The sequence below is a fragment of the Liquorilactobacillus ghanensis DSM 18630 genome (genome assembly GCF_001435235.1).
GTDB classification, from domain to species: domain Bacteria; phylum Bacillota; class Bacilli; order Lactobacillales; family Lactobacillaceae; genus Liquorilactobacillus; species Liquorilactobacillus ghanensis.
This window is the reverse complement of the sequence record NZ_AZGB01000016.1, coordinates 400,459-419,148: the sequence shown is the minus strand read 5'-3', so window position 1 is coordinate 419,148 and position 18,690 is coordinate 400,459. Positions and strand designations below refer to the sequence as shown.

At 36.3% G+C, this 18,690-nt stretch carries 13 protein-coding genes; 2 read left to right on the top strand and 11 right to left on the bottom strand.

Going from position 1 to position 18,690, the window contains the following annotated elements:
• Positions 1–810 precede the first annotated feature (810 nt).
• Positions 811–2,274 (top strand): glycoside-pentoside-hexuronide (GPH):cation symporter, encoded by a 1,464-nt coding sequence (locus FC89_RS07390; protein WP_057871904.1) that lies wholly within the window; start codon positions 811–813, stop codon positions 2,272–2,274.
• A gap of 517 nt (positions 2,275–2,791) precedes the next feature.
• Here the strand turns inward: FC89_RS07390 and FC89_RS07385 are convergent.
• The gene (locus FC89_RS07385; RefSeq protein WP_057871903.1) at positions 2,792–4,294 is read right to left on the bottom strand and encodes an MFS transporter; all 1,503 of its coding nucleotides are present in this window, start codon (positions 4,292–4,294) and stop codon (positions 2,792–2,794) included.
• A gap of 316 nt (positions 4,295–4,610) precedes the next feature.
• Between FC89_RS07385 and FC89_RS07380 the strand changes: the two genes are divergently transcribed.
• A complete protein-coding gene (locus FC89_RS07380; protein WP_057871902.1) occupies positions 4,611–7,325 on the top strand; it encodes a family 78 glycoside hydrolase catalytic domain in 2,715 nt (904 codons plus the stop codon).
• A gap of 155 nt (positions 7,326–7,480) precedes the next feature.
• On the opposite strand, the gene FC89_RS07375 is transcribed toward FC89_RS07380, so the two are convergent.
• The 10 genes from FC89_RS07375 to FC89_RS07330 form a co-directional block, all read right to left on the bottom strand.
• The gene (locus tag FC89_RS07375) at positions 7,481–8,449 is read right to left on the bottom strand and encodes a sugar kinase (RefSeq protein ID WP_057871901.1); all 969 of its coding nucleotides are present in this window, start codon (positions 8,447–8,449) and stop codon (positions 7,481–7,483) included.
• Between the two features lie 24 nt (positions 8,450–8,473).
• Entirely contained in the window at positions 8,474–9,352 is an 879-nt protein-coding gene (locus tag FC89_RS07370) for an aldose 1-epimerase family protein (RefSeq protein WP_057871900.1), read from the bottom strand.
• Positions 9,349–10,602 carry a hypothetical protein gene (locus FC89_RS07365; RefSeq protein WP_057871899.1) on the bottom strand — a complete coding sequence of 418 codons (1,254 nt, stop codon included), beginning with the start codon at positions 10,600–10,602 and terminating at the stop codon, positions 9,349–9,351. The genes FC89_RS07370 and FC89_RS07365 overlap by 4 nt, the downstream gene beginning before the upstream one ends.
• Positions 10,603–10,678: 76 nt before the next feature.
• Positions 10,679–12,097, bottom strand: a complete 1,419-nt coding sequence (gene uxaC / locus FC89_RS07360) for a glucuronate isomerase (RefSeq protein WP_057871898.1) — start codon at positions 12,095–12,097, stop codon at positions 10,679–10,681.
• Between the two features lie 23 nt (positions 12,098–12,120).
• Positions 12,121–13,626: a UxaA family hydrolase gene (locus FC89_RS07355; RefSeq protein WP_057871897.1), complete on the bottom strand. Its 1,506-nt coding sequence runs from the start codon at positions 13,624–13,626 to the stop codon at positions 12,121–12,123.
• 26 nt (positions 13,627–13,652) lie between these two features.
• A complete protein-coding gene (locus FC89_RS07350; protein ID WP_057871896.1) occupies positions 13,653–15,068 on the bottom strand; it encodes a tagaturonate reductase in 1,416 nt (471 codons plus the stop codon).
• A 74-nt stretch (positions 15,069–15,142) separates the two neighbouring features.
• Entirely contained in the window at positions 15,143–16,171 is a 1,029-nt protein-coding gene (locus tag FC89_RS07345) for a LacI family DNA-binding transcriptional regulator (protein ID WP_057871895.1), read from the bottom strand.
• Positions 16,172–16,269: 98 nt separating this feature from the next.
• Positions 16,270–16,917, bottom strand: coding sequence for a bifunctional 4-hydroxy-2-oxoglutarate aldolase/2-dehydro-3-deoxy-phosphogluconate aldolase (locus FC89_RS07340; protein ID WP_057871948.1), 648 nt, complete (start codon positions 16,915–16,917; stop codon positions 16,270–16,272).
• Between the two features lie 16 nt (positions 16,918–16,933).
• Positions 16,934–17,884 carry a sugar kinase gene (locus tag FC89_RS07335; RefSeq protein WP_057871894.1) on the bottom strand — a complete coding sequence of 317 codons (951 nt, stop codon included), beginning with the start codon at positions 17,882–17,884 and terminating at the stop codon, positions 16,934–16,936.
• A 472-nt stretch (positions 17,885–18,356) separates the two neighbouring features.
• On the bottom strand, positions 18,357–18,690 hold a 334-nt coding region (locus FC89_RS07330), incomplete at its 5' end, for an SDR family oxidoreductase (RefSeq protein WP_157060686.1).

Here is an 18,690-nt window from a genome sequence, read left to right as displayed (position 1 = left end):
TTAACGGTTAAAATACATGAATTAATTCTATAGTTGTTTTCAATAATTGTAAACATAATTTTGATTTTTTTCTTATTTTTCGAAATAAAATAATAATCTTACCCTTTAATATTGAAAATTAAAATATAAAATACGAATAATTTTAAAAATTGAGTACTATTATATTTAAATCAGTTAAAGATCATCTGTTCAATTCCACAAAAAAGTTGTTATTTAAATTAATACAATATCACAATTTGATTCCTACTTAAATTATTTTGTCTCGCTAACTAATCAACTTATGCAGCTCACCGAAAAATCATCTTTTACAGTGGTTATTTCAATAAGCATTAGCAAAACCACTTACTAACTTCCCGCAAAATCATAAGTCAGCATTCATGTTCACGTTAACAGAATGGTTGAATAAATTATGACAACATTCATGAACTTTGGTTTCATTACTAAAAGTTACTAAATGAGCTTATTAGTATTTAATTTGTTTTTATAAATTACAGTTTAAAAGTTATTATCATTTAAAACGCTTATTTCAAAAATAAAATGCCAATAACTAAGTAGAATATGGCCAAAAGCTGTTTTCATCTGAATAAGATTTCTAATTTATAAAGTTATTTAATTCACAAATTATCAAAAAAGTATTGACTGTATCCGTTATATCGGCTTACAATGTAAGCGTTGATAATATATTTTAACGTGTTCATAAATCAGTGCACTTTTATGACAATATAGCATTATTAGCTTCTTGTTTTTTTATACGTTATTTCACTTCTTACGTTTTGTTAGCGCATTCATTTATATTCGGGAGGAATTATTATGAATAACATTTCAGGACAGACTAATGCGACTCCAAAAAAGTCGATTGGAAAACAAATTATCGACCCAGAACTGAATAAGCATATTCCATTATCGCAAAAAATATCTTATGGTTTCGGAGATTTTGGAAACGGTTTTATGTTTGACTTGGGCCAGTCCTATCTGACTAACTTCTGGACTGATGCAGCTGGATTACCAGCTGCTGTCGTTGGAGGAATTTTTGGTTTTACCAAAATTTTTGATGCATTTATGGATCCAATTGCCGGTTCAGTTATTGATGGGCGCAAAAAAATTGGACCACGTGGCAAGTTCCGACCGGTAATGATGATTTCAGCAATTTTATTGGGTATCATGACAGTGGTAACGTTTACGATGCCTAGTGGTTTATCCATGACTCAAAAAATCGTATATGCTTATGCTGCTTATATGATTTGGGGATTAATTTATTCTTTTACTAATGATCCTTATGGCTCGTTAGCATCTGTCATGTCACGTAACAGTGATGATCGAAATTTTATGGCCATGACTCGACAGATTGGATCGGTTGGAGCTCAATTTATTGCAGGTGTCGGATTTATTCCATTGATGCTAATGTTTGGTAGCGATAAAACTGATACACGTGGTTATATGCTGGCCAGTGTTTGTTTTGCTATCGCAGGTATTTTAATGTTTGTCGTTTGTTACTTAGGAACACGCGAAAATGTTAACGTGCACCGTGATGCAAATGCCAAGCGTGAAGGCTTTAAAGACTATTTAAAAGTCGTATTTACTAATGGACCATTAGGAGCCGTAATTCTAATGCAGTTATTTACAATTTCTGCAATGAACACCAATAACCAAATGATGATTTATTATGCTAAATATAATTTAAACAACATCGGATTACAGCCGGTTATCAACGCCATTATGATGGGAACTTCAATTGTCGGCGTATTTATGATTCCAGTTTTAACAAAGCATTTCGGTCAGAAACCAGTTATGATGGTTAGCTTTATCGTTGGAGCCGTTGCCAATATTTTAAACTTCTTTATTCCAACAAATGTTGTAACATTTATCATTCTTGTAACAATTGGTTATACTGCTTTAGCTATTCCAAACGGAATAACTTGGGCCTTGGTTTCAAACTGTATCGACTATGGTGAGTGGCATACAGGAATGCGAAAAGAAGCGATTACTTATGCAGCTTTTAACTTTTCCCGTAAAATCGCTCAATCATTGGCTGCGTTAGTTACTGCTTCAGTTTTAGCTTTAACTGGTTACATTGCCAATGCCCACCAGTCAGCAGAAACATTGAAAGGCATCAAAGGAGCAATGACTCTTTACCCTGGAATCTGCTTAGTTGTAGCCGCTATCGTTATTGTTAAACTATACAAATTAAGTGACATCAAATATGCTATGATTGCTTCCGATTTACAAGAAGGCAAGTGGGAAAAAGGTAAAATTGGCGATCAAGACAATCAATAACCTGAAAATCTGATTGAATAATATTTCAATTAACTTTGCATTAAGCAAGCGAACTTAAGGAGAATGTCCTTAAGTTCGCTTGCTTTTTCCAAATCATACTATTGTCTTTTAGCTTCCTACAAGTAAAATCAAAAATGACTGAGACTCTCTCAAAGCCTTAGTCATTTTTGAGCAAATCATTATTAACTGCCTAAAACATTGATAAAATCAGATACCAAAACAAATCATTTCAAGTTTGCAACTAAATTCATTTTCATGGCTAAACAAAATTTGCTTTGACTTCTTATTTTTCAATAATTGCTTTTAGCCCATATACATTTTGAGCTAAAATTTGTTCAACTATCTAATAAAGTTGCAAACACACACTATCTTGCGTAAATAACTAAAACCCCATTTAGCAAAAATTTTACATAGCTTGGCTGGCAAATAAACATAAAAACCAGTTAGTTCAACAATCCCTAACGACGATTATCTAAAACCTAAATCTAAGGTAGCTATTACTACTACATACTAACTATTATTTTTTAGGCCAAACTTTTGCATAATCAATTCCAGAAAGTTGCTTAACAATATGCTTGGTATTGTCAGTTACTTCTTCCTTTTTCCCACCAGCTTTTAAGCGATTAATTTCATCGGTAATTACTTCATGGGTTTGTTTATTAAGTTTGAATGTCAAAGCAATCAGTAAAGCGATTAAAATTAATCCACCTTCGCCAAACACCAAAATGTTTACAATTGCATGCTGTGCTTCCAAAGGCTGATGACTAGCGCCCTTAACAAAACCATTAGCATCCAAAAACATCCCTACTAAGACTGTTGCCAATGCAGCTGTTGCATTTCTTAAAAATGTCATTACTGATGCGAATACACCAGCTCTATTTTTCCCGACTACCAATTCGTCAATATCTGGGATAAATGGATAAACACTCCATGGTGTAAATTCAAGCGTCGCTCTGCCTAATTGATATATGAAGGAAATTATGAACAATACTAAAATAATATGTGCCGGCATTACTTTAACTACTACATAATAAGCGATCAACATTGCAATCATTAATGAGTACGCAAATGTATACAACCAACGTGGCCCAAATTTTATCATTAAGAATCCGCCAATAACAGTCATCACAACTCCAATAATTGAAAGTGACAACATATTAGCAGCAACAGTTGCTGTCAATCCTAATACGTATACGCAAAAATAGGTAAAGACCGTGTTATAAACATCTTTGCCAGTAAACGAAAATAAATAAATTGCCAGATGTTTTCTGAAAGTTTTTATTTTGAAAGTTGAGATATAAGCTTTTATATCATCAAGTAAAACGTTCGAATTCTTACCAGTGTCATCACCGTCTGTATCAACTACTTCGTCAGCCGGACGTTCCCAAGTATTGTAAGCACTTAAAAACATTGCCAACATGAAAATTACAGCAAAAAGCAAACCATTAATAAAAAATGGAATTGGACTGTCTTGTCCCAAAACTTTAAAAAGCTGTCCGGGAATAAAAGTTGCTAAAAAGGTTGCACTAGCTGAGAAAAACATTCTGGCTGTTGATAATTTCGTTCTTTCATTGTAGTCGTTTGTCATTTCAGTTGGTAAGGTTTCAAACGGAATCATAACAGCAGTCGAAATTGCATCAAAAGCTACAAAGGTTAATAAATAATACCAGAATCCTAAACCGCTAATCCACATTAAAGCAAAACATAATAATAGTGGCGATCCGATAAACAAGAAGAAATGTCTCCGGCCATATTTTTTCCCTAACCTAGTTTTATAGAAATTATCTGTAAAGCCACCCATAAGAAGTCCTACGATAGCGGTTACAAATTTCCCAACTCCAACAATAATCGCTCCATCTGTCGCCGTCAAGTTACAATATGAGGTATAAAAGAACAGCATCCATGCCCCAATTATGGTTTGTCCTCCACCTCCTATAAAGTCTGTAACACCAAAAGAAAGGGCCGTTTTTAGTGTTATCTTTCTTTTCGTAAAAATACGATCCTGAAGTTTCTTGAGCATAAACTTATTCTCCTTCCAAAGTAAGTATTTAAAGTTAACATATTGGTATTAATTATGTTCCAGCCCTGGAACATACTAGTGTACTAATATATCAAATATAATTGTATGCGCTTCCTAGAAAATGTCAACTATTTTTTCCAAAGCTGAATAGTTCATTTACTAAAGCTTAATATGATACTTACTAAATTGAGCTGCCAATTTATTTTTAACAATTGATTTAGCCCCTTGGGGTTTTATTGACAATCATTAGAAAACGTATACAATAAAATTGATATATTAATACATCAAGAGAAGCTAGATATACAGGAGGACGCTTATGTCAACTAAAATTTGTTCTTTACAGACTCCAGACCATTTAAAAGTAAATTTAATCAGTTTTGCCTACAATATTACTTCCAATCCAAGGTTCAGCTGGTGGAATCACAGTCAAAATAACGGCAGCTACCAAACCGCCTTCCAAATTGTTATTAGCCACCGATTACGAGATATAAAAAATCAAACATACCTATTTGATAGTAACTGGATTTATTCAACCAATAACACGTCAATCGTATTAAATAACCTAAATGATAAGTTAATCCCTGGTGAATTATACTATTGGAAAGTTAGAATTAAAGATAACTTAGGTAATACCAGTGCATTTTCTGAACCCGAAAAATTTATCTGCCAAGCACCACTGAAAGAAGAACCGTTTCATGGTATTTGGTCCCCAGCCAGTGCCCATACAGGTAAAAGTTTACCTAATCTTGGGAATGTTGTTTTCTTTCGTAGCCCCAAAATCAAACTTGATTTAAAACAAATTGATAGCGCTATTATTACTGCCTTTTCCAGAGGAAGTGAACCCCAATTCATTCAAGGATTTGATATCTATATGAATGAAAAATCTGTTGGCGTTGGTTCCGCTCGCCCACAGCCTAATTACCATAATTATAATAAAACAGCCGTTTTTTATAATGATTATGATGTGACTGATTTCTTAAATATCGGAGATAACGTTATCTCTGTTATAGCTGGTGGAACTTCCAAGCGTCGTAGTTTGTGGTTGAAGTTAACGCTTTACTTACTTGATGGAACCAAAAAAGATGTTTGCATCACTGATAATACTTGGAAAGCCTTAGATGCAAGTAGTGCTTTTGGTGATTTTGGATCAAAAGCCAGAACTCTATATTTTGAAATGGTTCTTGAAAATATCGATATGCAATATTATCCCCAAAAATGGAATACCGTAACATTTGATGATTCTAAATGGACACCCGCTTGGATTAATCCGGATTTGATGCTAAATGAAGAAGAATTACTAGTTCCCTTTGACAGTGAAAACTCACTTAGAATTAAAATTGATGAACCCGCAAAAAAAATTACCAAACTTGCTGAACAAAACTATTTAATTGATTTGGGAAAAGAAATTATCGGTAGTTTAAAGGTAAATATTGTCAGCTCAAAAGATCAGCGTTTCAATGTTTTGCTGGGAGAACAAAAGTCTTCTGACGGACATGTTCGGCATCATTTAGCTTGTGGGCCCGACTATATTGAAAATTGGACTTTAGTTAAAGGGGTAAATCAATTCTCAACATTTCAAGTCAAAAACTTCAGATATATTGAATTAGTTGGATTCCAAGGGGAGCTTAATTTAAATAGCATATCTGCTTGGGCAATTCAACAACCCTTTAATGACGCTGAAAGCTGCTTTGAAAGTGATAATGATCTTTTAAATCGCGAATATGAATTGTCAAAATATACTATCAAAGCTACAAATCAAGATCTATTTGTTGATTCACAAGCCCGCGAAAGAAGACCTTATGAAGGAGATTTACTAGTAAATGCACAAACAAGTTACGCTGTATCATCCCACTACTCTCTTTCTAGGCACTCAATCGACTATTTGATCGATAACCCTACTTGGCCTGAGGACTATAAGCTTTTTATAGTCGAAATGGCTTGGCTTGATTATCTATACACTGGTGATTTTGAACTATTAAACAAAAGATATGACGATTTAAAAATAAAATTTAACCGCGGGAAAAATAGTGATAGTTTCGATGGAGCTTCAAATGATTTTAAAGGTAATTTGCGAAATACCAAGGGAGCTGATAATTTCGACAGCAAAGTTGGTTTGGTAACAAACAACGGTTTAATAGATTGGCCGATTCCTGAAAGAGATGGATTCATTGAGGGAACTTATAATACTCCGTTTAATGCCATTTATTATGGTACTTATTTGATCATGGGAAAGATAGCTCATCTGACCCATCATGAAAAAGACGAAAAATTCTTTATTGAACGCGCCCACAGCATTAAAAAACAGCTTATTAACCGCTTATATGATGAAAAAACCGGAACTTTCTTTGATTCACTAAATGCGGATTTAACTATTAATAAACACTCATCTCATCATTCATCTGCCTACGCACTATGCTATGGTGTCTATAAAAATCAGGACATGGCTGATAAACTTAGCAAATTCGTTGCTAATGATGGTAAATTTGTTGGAAGTATTTACTTTATCTACTTCATCTTAAAGGGCTTGATTGACTGCAATCATGCTGACCAGGCTATTACTTTGCTAACCAACCAAGAAAATACCAAGGATGCCAAAACTTTTGCAGCTATACTAGACAATCTGGAGGCAACTATTGCTCCCGAAGCTTGGAGTAATCATTATAAGCCTAACATGACACTGTCACATCCATGGGGAGCAACTCCTGGGTTGACGATCGTCCAAGGTATATTTGGAATTAATCCTCTTTCTGCCGGTTTTGATAAATTTGCAATCAAAGTTAGACCCGGTAAATTGCAAAAATTAAAAGTTACCACCCCATCTCCAAAGGGCTTAATAAAGATTGACTATTGTCATTTGACCCCTGAAAAAGTTGAATTAACGGTGACGATTCCGATGAACAGTCAAGCGGTTGTGGAAATCCCTAATCAAGCTAACCAGATTCTGCTTGATAAGCATCCTATCACCACAAACACATTTGAGCTTAAATCAGGGAAATATACAATTTCATATAACCAACCGCAACCGGTTTAATTTACCAGCAAGATTATTTTTGTGAATTTCCTTTACTACCTGTTTAAATGTTAATGTTAGCTTGGTTATTTTAGCACAAATCAAAGAAGTTCCTGCTCATATGAATTTGCAAAACATATGAGCAAGAACTTTTTTATTGTTGATTTTTTTCATTTTTAAGGCTCTATAATGCCCTTACTGCTCAAGAAATGTGTTACCTGTGCTTTGGTTGGCAATCCTTCATTATCGCCTAAATTTTCCATTTGAATTGCCCCAACTGCACTGCCGCGGCGTAAGCAATCCAGATCATTTAAACCTTCCAATTTTCCAGAAACAACTCCCGCTACAAAACCGTCGCCCGCACCTACACGATCAACAATTTGATCCGGTTTTAATTCAGGCATTCGCTCTTCGTAAATTCGCTGCTGGTCATCAACTCGTTTGCTGTATGAACCATTTTCTACCATATTGATAATGACCTGTTTAACATTCTTTTTCAGATAATAATCTGCCATTGCAGTAACGTCAGTTTCACCTGTCAAGATTTTGCCTTCTTTGATATTAGGCATTACAACGTCGCATAACTGGGCAATCTCATTCGTCCGTTCAATCATTAGTTCTTCAGAATCCCAAATTGTTGGGCGTAAATTAGGATCGAACGTAATTTGAATTTGATGTTCACGTGCACGTTTTATCAAATACAAAGTCGCTTGATAACCCTCTTCACTTAAACCAGCCAAAATTCCACCTAAATGCAATATTTTAATTCCGTTAAAATCAATTTTAGCTAGTTCTTCTAGTGAAATATGTGCAGCCGCACTGCCTTTCCGGTAATAATCAGTTGCTGGACGACCGTTAGCGGCTAAGCCTTTCAACATAAAGCCTGTTTTCCATTTTGGTGAAACTGCCAAATATTTTGTAGCAATCTGCTCCGCTTCCAGCCGCCGCTTAATTTGCTTGCCAAAAGTATCAGCACCAATTTGTGATATAAATGCCGTTTTATGTCCAAATCTAGCCGCCCCAATGGCAACATTCAAATCTGCTCCGGCGATTCGACTGCTATAGTGTTTAACATCTTCCAAAGCACCTGCTTCTTGGGCAATAAATAATCCCATCGGTTCACCAATTGTAAGTAACTCTATCATGTCCCGACCTGCTCCTTTCTTAAATCAGGCTAATTCAATTTCATATTGCATTAATTGATGTTTTCCCGGTTCCAAGTACCAACTAGCTTCCTTTGTAGACCAATCAACTGGTTCGCCTAAAACATCGGGCAACCCATTAAATGGTTCAATGCATAAAAACGGTAGGTCTTGATCTTCCTTAGTCCACAAACAAACATTTTTAAAGTCACCTAAAACTACCTTAACGGTATGCTCAGTTGCAGCTGAAGTTAAACTGATTGTTTCAATACCTGGATTCATAATAATTCGCAAACCCTTTTTGAATAAATCATGACTTAAGCTAATTGTCTGCGTTGCAGCAAAAATTTCCGTCTTACCAGTTCGATAAGGCGCTGGTGTTTTAACAATCTCAGCTGCTTGCAGCGGCAAATCAAAGTTGCCGGCAAATGTTAGTTGATAATCGTTGAATTCTCCGACCCCAGCAAGCGGTAAATTAAACGCAGGGTGAGAACCCAAAGAATACGGTAAAGTTTCATTAGCCTGATTGTTGATCATAAAACTAAGCACCAATCCTTTAGGCTGCAAAGTAAATGTCAGCTGTAATTCAAAATCAAAGGGGTACAATTTTTTTGTTGCCGAATTAGCTGCCAAACCAAGCGTAACTGCAGCAGCTGTCTGCGAAATAATTTTGAATTGCTGATTGCTGGCAAAACCATGTTGCGGCATTGAATACTTTTTCCCATGTAATTTATATTGATCATCATTTGAGCGCCCAATTGCTGGAAATAGTACTGGAGCATGTTTAGGCCATTCGGCACCATTCCAAAGATAATCAAAATCGGCTGCTTTATTAAACAAGTGCGTTAATTGAGCTCCTTGAGGATCAATTACTGCTTGAAAGTTTTTATTTTCGATCGTAATCATTTCTTTTTTCCCTCCAAACCATAGGCAAAATTAAACATATCAGCAGCAATGCTGGTTAACAGCTGCTGACCAACCAATTGTTCTTGCGTAGTACCAATCATATTAAAGACCAGCTGAGCATCCCCCTTAAAAGAGCTGAAAGCAACTTGATAATTAGGATAACGCCGAAAAGCGCCCGAAAAAATACACTCTTTTATTGGTGCTTGGTTAAATTGCAGTCGCTTTTCATCAACTATGCCTAAATTGGTATAAGAAATTGGTCGAATGTGATAATCAGCTTCAGCAATTTGTCTGAGTTCTGTGGGCGTCTGCTGCTGATACTTAGTTAATAACTCAGTGATCGAACTTAAAAATTGTTTAGACCTTTTAAGTTGCTGCATTTCCTGATGAACCTTCAGCAAGCTGGTTGCAAATGGTTCATTCGGGTCGATCGCAACTGTTAAATTATAGCGCGCCGTAAAGTTTGCCACTCTTAATTTTTGAGCTGCTGCTTGCCCAAGAAATTGCCGTAAATCAGTTGGACAAGCTAAAGATAACTGTGATTGGTCGCAATAATAAGCTAGGGTCCGTAAATACGCCGTTAAAAACAAGTCATTAACCGTTGCCGTTTGTAATTTAGCTGTTTGACGCATTTTGCTAAAAAACTCAGCTGGTATTTTGAAGTTATGCACCTCAAATTTGGCTGTTTCAGGCTCAAACTTACTTACCTCTGGGAAAAAGTAGTTTTCGTGGGGATGATCTGTTCTCAACGGCATTTTCTCTGAAGCAGTTCCGATAGCTGTAATTATCTCGTTTATATCCTGATCGTTTTGCACACCCTTAATAGCCGCTTCACCACGATTATAGCAATCTGCCAGTAAATAGATTAACTGTTTAAAACCACCGCCGTCCGATAAAATATGGCTTAAATAAATATATAGTACATCGCCTGTTTTCAGATGCTGATCATAAATTTTCAACTGCGGTTCCTTGAACAAGTCCCACTTCAACGCATCAGGATTTGTTTTATCATCAATTTCAACTAAAATTTGCTCAACGAGTCGTTCAGCAACCTGCCATGAATTATCGGCTAAATTATAAACTGACTTCAATTGTGGAACTGCTTGTGTTACTAATTTAATTGCCCTTTTTAACCGCGTTACATCTAATTTATCAGTAAAAATCAATTGCATTCGAACAATCGGATAAAGTTGTTTCATTCCGATCGTATGCAAAATATTCAGCGGTTCCCCAGCAATTCGCTTTTCCATAATGCTTCATCTCCATTTTCCTTTTAAAAACAACTAAAGAGGGTCAACTCAATAACCCTCTTTAGTCTCACTTGATTTACTTGAATTCATCATCAAAAAAATGGAACCAGTCGTGGGCATTATTATATGAAATATCTTCGACCATCTTGCCCAGCATTTCTTCATCATCCGGTACTTGGCCGCGTTCAACCATTTCACCAAGCCATTCACAAAGTACCCGCCGGAAATACTCATGCCGCGGATATGATAAAAAGCTTCGTGAATCAGTCAGCATACCAACAAAGTTTGGCAAACAACTTTCATTGGCAAAATCATCCAATTGTTCACGCATCTTAGTCCGGGTATCATTGAACCACCAGCCAGCACCTAGCTGCAATTTTTGCCGAATATCTTTTTGATAGCAGCCCATCATAGTGATCAATGGTAACCAGTCTTTTGAATTCAACGAATATAAGATCGTCCGTGGAATAGCATCTTCTTTTTCCATTGATTCAAACAATTCAGCTAAGCTGTCCATAATCGGGCGATCATTCATCCCATCATAACCAGTATCTGGTCCAACTTTTTCAAACATACCTGCATTCAAATCACGGAAAGCATGAATATGAAATTGCATTGTCCAATCCTTTGCATGATAGATTCGCATTAAAGCTTTAATTAACGCTGTCTGATACTGAGCAATTTCATGATCTGACAAAGCTTCATCAGCAAGTGCTTTAGCAACAATCTGGTCCAATTCAGTAGCAGTTGCATCCTCATAACTAACAGTATCTAATGCGTGATCAGCTAATTTACTGCCGTGCTTATCAAAGAAGTCGATCCGTTTTTGCAAAGCAGCCACAACATCAGTAAATGTTTTGATCGGCATATCAGCAACTTTTGCCAACTTTACAACATACCCACTATAAGTTTTCTTTTGAATATTCAAAATTTTATCAGGTCTAAAAGCCGGTAAAACTTTAAATGCTTTTTCTTCTTTTTGCAAAGCAATCTGATAGCGCAAATCATCAATTGGATCATCAGTCGTACAAACTACCCGCACATTGAAACGTTTGATTAATTCACGCCGTTTGAATTCCGGTTGTGCCAGCATTGCGTTACATTTGCGCCAAATTTCTGGAGCAGTCGTCGTGTTAAGCAAGGTGGTAATCCCAAAGAAACGCCGCAATTCAATATGGGTCCATTCATAAAGCGGATTACCAACCGAACGTTCCATTGTCTTAGCCCAAGCTAAAAACTTTTCATACGGATCGGCATCCCCAGTAATCAAACGTTCTGGAATTCCATTAGCCCGTTCCAAACGCCATTTGTAATGATCGCCGTAAGTTCCAGAAACCAGCCACGCCTCGGTTAAATTAGCAAAATTTTTGTTTTCATAAATTTCAACTGGATTTAAATGGCAATGATAGTCGATAATCGGCATTTTTTCCGCGTAGTTATGAAATAACTTCTTGGCAGTATCGGTTGTTAATAGAAAATCATCATTTAAAAACATAAAACAACACTCCTTTTTTATTTTTACTCGGTTACTCCAATTTTAAAAATAGCTAAGCCGTGAATATCGTATTTCTCATTATTCGTCTTCCGACCACTGGCAACATCAATAATATATTGAATAAATTCATCAGCCAGCTGATCCATCGACTCGTCCATTAGTTTTCCAGCATTGAAATCAATCCAACGCGGTTTTTTCGTTGCAATATATGAATTAGAAGATACTTTCACAGTTGGCACATAGGTTGCAAACGGTGTCCCACGTCCGGTGGTAAACAAAACCATCTGACAATCAGCCGAAGCTAACGCTGAAGATGAAACCAGATCATTTCCTGGCGCTTGTAACAGTGACAAACCATGACTCTTGATTTTTTGACCATATTGCAAAACATCATTAACTGGTGCAGTTCCTGATTTTTGTGTACAACCTAAAGACTTATCCTCTAAAGTTGAGATACCACCAGCTTTATTACCTGGTGAAGGATTTTCATAAATTGGTTGATTAAAGCTTTCAAAGTATGCTTTAAAATTATTGATCAGTGATACAATTTTTTCAAAAGTCGCTTCATCTTTAGCACGTGACATCAAAATCTTTTCGGCTCCGAACATCTCGGGAACCTCGGTCAAAACAGTTGAACCACCTTGATGGTTGATAAAATCTGATAAACGTCCCAATAACGGATTTCCAGTAACTCCTGACAAGCCATCAGAGCCACCGCATTTTAGGCCTATCTTTAATTCACTCAATGGCAGCTCTACACGGTGATCTTGTTCAGCAGCTGCATTTAATTCATTCAACATCTCAACTGCTGTACCGATCTCATCATCAACTTCCTGAGCTACTAAGAACTTGATGCGAGTAGGATCATAACCGCCGCGTTTCTTTAACTCTTCGATCATCCCATCCATTTGGTTATTTTCACAACCCAATCCGAAAATCAATACGCCACCGGCATTCGGATGCATTGCTGCATCTACCAAAATTTTACGTGTTTGTTCAAAATCGTCGCCTAATTGCGAACAGCCATATGGATGTTTCAGTACAACTACATTATCAAAAGCCCCATTATCTGGATAGTAGGCTTTAAATTGCTGAACAATCGCATCTAACAATGGATTAATACAGCCAACCGTTGGAATAATATATAAATCATTACGGATACCAACTTTGCCATTAGCACGTTTATACCCCATAAAAGTTCGCTGATCCTGTGGTAATTTCGCATACGGATTAGTATATTGCTTTGGCTCATAAGTATAGCTGAGCTCGCCAGATAAATTAGTAGCCAAATTATGCACATGAACATGCTCACCTTTTTTAATATCTTGCGTTGCATGCCCAATAGGAAAACCATATTTGCTAATGCTTTCACCTGCAGCAATGTCTTGTAAGGCAATTTTATGACCACGGGTAATATCTTCTGTAACTTGAATTTTTCCTTTGGGAGTTTCTAGAATAGTACCGGCTTTGATATCTTGCAGAGCAACTGCTACCATATCGTTAGCATTCAAAATGACAAATTGATTCATGCCTTTTCCTCCTCGTATTATTAGCTTTACTTGGCGTCAGCATTAATTTCCGCAACAATTGCTCGCGTGCCTTTTTCATCAATTTCGGTTAGATATTTGTTTACTAGATCTTCAAGTCCTGGAATCAAAGTCAAGTCTTCTCCCCAGAATTCAGAATTACTTAAAGCTTCATGAACATAATTTTCATCGGCCGTAATTTTTTTAAAGGCTGCTAATACTTCTGCTGTATCACTGGGTTCAAAATCAGCCTCGCCACGATAAATTTTCAAGTAAGCTGCCAGGGCCAATACAATGCGTTTTGGCAATTGCTGATTCTTAGCTACATAGCGCTTTAATGTTGGTAACAATCGAGCTGCAAATTTTGAAATACTATTTAAAGCAATTGCACTTAGTTGATGTTTAACATAAGGATTTTCAAATCTTTCTTTGATTCCTTCAGCGTAGTCCTCTAGTTCCTTTTTCGGCAAAGCAACTGTTGGAATAATTTCTTGATACATCTCATCATTAATAAACTTATAGAAATCCTTGTCTTTCATTACTTCACCAACTGTTTCAATTCCAGCTAACCGGGCAATCGGTGACATTGTCGTATGCGGACCATTCAAAATGGAAACTTTTCGATTCCGATAAGGTTGCATATCATTTGTAACTACAAAATTAATTCCCGCTTGCTTCAATGGCAAAACATCATTGATTGCTTGACTGCCCTCTAAAACAAAGATCAAAAACGGTTCGGTTTTAACCATCATTTGATCAAGATAGCCCCATTCTTTTTCTAAATCAGCTGCCCGATCACGCGGATATCCCGGAACAATCCGATCAACTAAAGTTGAATAGAATTTATTATCATTGTTAATCCAATCAACAAATTTCTGACCTAACTTCCAAAGATCAGCATATTGCAAAACAATTTTCTTTAACTGATCACCATTATGGTTAATTAATTCACAAGGAATAATATGAAAGCCCCGTTTGCCTAATTCAAACCGATGGTAAAGCAATGCCGTCAGTTTACCCGGATACGAATTTTGCGGTCGATCGCTTAATTTATCTGCTTGATCAAAAGCAATCCCGGCCTCAGTTGTATTAGAGAAAATAACTTCAATATTATCATCTTCAGCTAATTTCAAATACTCATCATAATCATCATATGGGCGAACTGTACCGTTAACGCTTTCAATAATTTCATGACTTTGATACTTTTTCCCATTTAGAACCCCTTCCAACAAAACGGTATACAAATCATCTTGCTGATCAAGATTCTTCGTCATTCCCTTTGGCAATGGTTGAACAATCTTGACTCCACCTTTGAAAAGTCCCTGCTTATTCATTTGCTGAATCTGCCAATCAATAAAAGCCCGTAAAAAATTTCCTTCCCCAAACTGAATTACTTTTGTTGGAAATTTATCCAATTTTCTAAAGCTATTATCTAAACGCTTCATATAAATCCCTCCATAATATTATGTTATCGTTAACATTCATTTCAAACCAAATACTATTTATTTAAAAAATCCAATTAACGTAAATCAGCTACTGAATCACGAATAATTAATTCAGTGGTAACAATTTTTTTTAGTGCTTGATCACTTTTAGAATTGCCTTCCATCAGATCTTTTAGCTGCTCTACTCCAATTCTGGTAATCTCGTCAACTGGTTTATAAATTGTCGTTAAACCTGGAACCATAAATTTAGCATAATCAGCGTTATCAAAACCCATTAAAGAAATGTCAGTTGGAACCTGCAACCCAAACTTTTGGCATGATTTAATTGCCCCGGCAGCTGTTTCATCATTTGAACAAAATACCAAACTTGGAAACTCGCTATTCATTAAGATCTTATTCATGGCATGAAAACCACTCTCACGTGAATAATTGCCATCAATAACTGCCTGTTCAACAACTTTTGCCTCAGGGTGCTTAGCAATTGCATCACGAAAACCCTGTTCGCGGTAATGAGTTGAGGTAAATTTAGGCGTTCCTTTGATCAAGCCGAATTTTTTGTGTCCTAGCCGAATCGCATACTCAATTGCTTGAAAAACACCATGATATTCATCTGGAACAACATTTGTTACCCCCGCTACTTTAGTTTTCCGATTAATTACAACTACCGGAACTCCATTATCACGCATATGTTGAATGTAAGAATCATCATTTTCACACTGGCTTATAAATAAAGCACCATCTGGTTTACCATTTCTTAACATTGCATTTTCATTTGGCATCAAATCAATTCCATTAATTGCCAATGTATAATCAGCTAATAATTTTTTTACTTGGCGAATTGACTCTGCCAAAAAGTTTGATGAAGTTCCCGATTGTAAGCGTGAAAAATAAATTCCGACCACATAAGCTTTATTTGAAACTAAGCCCTTAGCATTTATATCCGGTATATATCCCATTTCATCAGCCAACCTTTTTATTTTTAACTTTGTTTGCGGTTTGACCAAAGGACTGTCATTCAAAGCCCTTGAGACAGTTGTATGTGAAACACCAGCTGCTTTTGCAATTGTCTTAATTGTCGTTCGATCTAAATTTTCCTTTTTCATGCTTCTCTTCTCCTCATAGTTTCCCACTATGTTAAATGATTTCAATAATATTAATTTACCACAATTTAGGGGAAAAGAAGCAGAATTTAATACTATTATTAAGCGTTTCTGCGTAATTCAGTCAGCTTTGAAGTATACTTTTCGGCCATAGTAGTAACTGTTTCAAAATCATCTTGATCCGCTGCCCCGGTCAGATTGCTGCCGGTTCCAACAACAATTGCTCCGGCTTTAAACCAATCCTCCATATTATCAAGTGAAACACCACCAGTTGGCATGATGCTGACATCCGGAAGAGGACCATGAATCGCGTTAATCATTTTCGAACCGGTTACGCTGCCGGGAAATAATTTAATAATATCTACACCGTATGATAAAGCCGTTTGAACCTCAGTCACTGTCATGCACCCTGGTACATACGGTATTTGATATAAATTACAAATTTTGGCAACTTCAACATTGAAACTTGGACTAACGATGAATTCTGCTCCTGCCAGAATCGCAATTCGAGCCGAAGTTGCATCAAGAACTGTCCCAGCCCCAACGGCAACCTCACTATCGTGATACTTATTACTGAGCTCAGCAATTACCTTATCAATTTGTGGAACAGTAAAAGTCAGTTCAATTCCCTTGACCCCGCCTTTAATTACTGCTTCGGCAGTTTTAGCTGCTTTTTGTGGACTTTCGCCGCGAATAACCGCCACAATACCGGATGCAACAATTTTTTCAAGAATCGTAACTTTTTTCAACAAAAAACCATCTCCTTTATTGATTGCTATTTAAAAACCTACTTAATTGTTTCAAATCTGGATAACCGTCATTATCGCCTTCGGATGTTACCGCCATTGCACCGATCGCATTCCCATAACTGATTGCTTGCTGTAATGAACAGCTATTCAAGATTCCATGAATAAAGCCAACCGCAAAACCATCACCAGCTCCTACAGTGTCAACGACAGTATTAACTTTATAACCTGGTATAAATCCTGAACTTCCTTGCTTTGTCTGAAAATAAGCACCTTTAGCACCTAACTTGATCACAACGATTTGCGTTCGCTTTCTTTTCAGATAAAACTCAGCAATTGCTTTAGGATCGCGGCTGCCCATTAAAATCTCTGCTTCATTGATTCCCGGCATAACTACTGTAGCATTAGCTGCTAAATGATTAGTTGCCCGAATCATTGTTGATTGATTTTTCCACAACGCTGGTCGCAAATTAGGGTCAAAAGTAAGCATAATATTTCGATTATTAGCAAAATTTTCTAATTCTAAGAGCGCTTTCATGTTTTCTGAAGACAAAGCAGCAAAAATTCCAGTCACATGGATCACTTTCAAGTTACTAAAATCAATTTGACTTATCTTTGCAGCATCAAAATGCGAAGCGGCTGAACCAGCACGAAAATAAAAAGTATTCGGATCACCTGTTGAGACCTTATTTTTAAAATAAAAACCTGTTTTATACTTATCTGTCAAAGAAATATAATCAGTTTTTATCTTACTGCGTTGAATACTATCAATAATAAACTCACCAAATGGATCTCGGCCTAACATTGATACATAATGCACAATATTATTTAATTTACTCAAACCTAAACAAACATTCAACTCAGCTCCAGCAACATATTTCTTAAAACTTTCAGCTTCAACAAGCGATTGATCCTTATCTTCTGCTGCAAAAACAACTAAAGGCTCTCCAATCGACAAAAATTCTGGCATTACATTTTACCCCTCCTTTTGTTCACGTGAACAAAGCCTATCCAACGGTTAAATAATAACACTATATACTAGTTTTGTGTAGTGTTTTTTTGAAAAATTCAAAATTAATGATAACGTTAACTTGAAATCCACTCTAAAATAACATTTAGATTCAAGCTTGTTAAACAAAACATCTACCTAACATTAATCACCACTTTTTATTTTATATTTTAAATGTTCAATTTGGAAAATGTAATGTGATTTAAAGAGCAATATCTACTTTCAAGTATCTAAACTGAGCAAACAAACTTTACTCATTGACTATCTATTTTAGTTACAGGTTTGAAAACCACTCAGAAAATTTTATTAAAAAAAGCGAATATCCCCATTATCGGATACTCGCCCCTACACCTATTTGCTTAAATCTCTAAATTGGTTATACGAATAAAATTAATTATTCTATTAAATAATAAGCTTACTATTTAATCGTATTTTACCTAACCAGATAACCACCATCAACTGCTAAAATGTGACCGCTGACATAGTCGGAAGCTTTGCTGGCCAAGAAAACAGCTACTCCCATTAATTCATGTGGTTCTGCCCAATGACCTGCTGGAATCCGATCCAATATTTCTTGGTTACGAGCCTTGTCTGCGCGAATCGGAGCTGTATTGGCTGTTTTGATGTATCCTGGTGCAATCGCATTTACTTGAATATTATAAGCTCCCAGCTCACTGGCAAATGATTTGGTTAATCCGGCTACTCCATGCTTGGAAGCAGTATATGATGGGATAAACTTTCCACCTTGAAATGACAGCATCGATCCA

Excerpts from the sequence above, each read along its gene's own strand:
- FC89_RS07370 (WP_057871900.1), bottom strand. The coding sequence starts at position 9,352 with ATGATTACGATCGAAAATAAAAACTTTCAAGCAGTAATTGATCCTCAA.
- FC89_RS07335 (WP_057871894.1), bottom strand. The coding sequence starts at position 17,884 with ATGCCAGAATTTTTGTCGATTGGAGAGCCTTTAGTTGTTTTTGCAGCA.
- FC89_RS07350 (WP_057871896.1), bottom strand. The coding sequence starts at position 15,068 with ATGAAGCGTTTAGATAATAGCTTTAGAAAATTGGATAAATTTCCAACA.
- FC89_RS07390 (WP_057871904.1), top strand. The coding sequence starts at position 811 with ATGAATAACATTTCAGGACAGACTAATGCGACTCCAAAAAAGTCGATT.
- FC89_RS07345 (WP_057871895.1), bottom strand. The coding sequence starts at position 16,171 with ATGAAAAAGGAAAATTTAGATCGAACGACAATTAAGACAATTGCAAAA.
- FC89_RS07375 (WP_057871901.1), bottom strand. The coding sequence starts at position 8,449 with ATGATAGAGTTACTTACAATTGGTGAACCGATGGGATTATTTATTGCC.
- FC89_RS07380 (WP_057871902.1), top strand. The coding sequence starts at position 4,611 with ATGTCAACTAAAATTTGTTCTTTACAGACTCCAGACCATTTAAAAGTA.
- FC89_RS07385 (WP_057871903.1), bottom strand. The coding sequence starts at position 4,294 with ATGCTCAAGAAACTTCAGGATCGTATTTTTACGAAAAGAAAGATAACA.
- FC89_RS07355 (WP_057871897.1), bottom strand. The coding sequence starts at position 13,626 with ATGAATCAATTTGTCATTTTGAATGCTAACGATATGGTAGCAGTTGCT.
- FC89_RS07365 (WP_057871899.1), bottom strand. The coding sequence starts at position 10,602 with ATGGAAAAGCGAATTGCTGGGGAACCGCTGAATATTTTGCATACGATC.
- uxaC (WP_057871898.1), bottom strand. The coding sequence starts at position 12,097 with ATGTTTTTAAATGATGATTTTCTATTAACAACCGATACTGCCAAGAAG.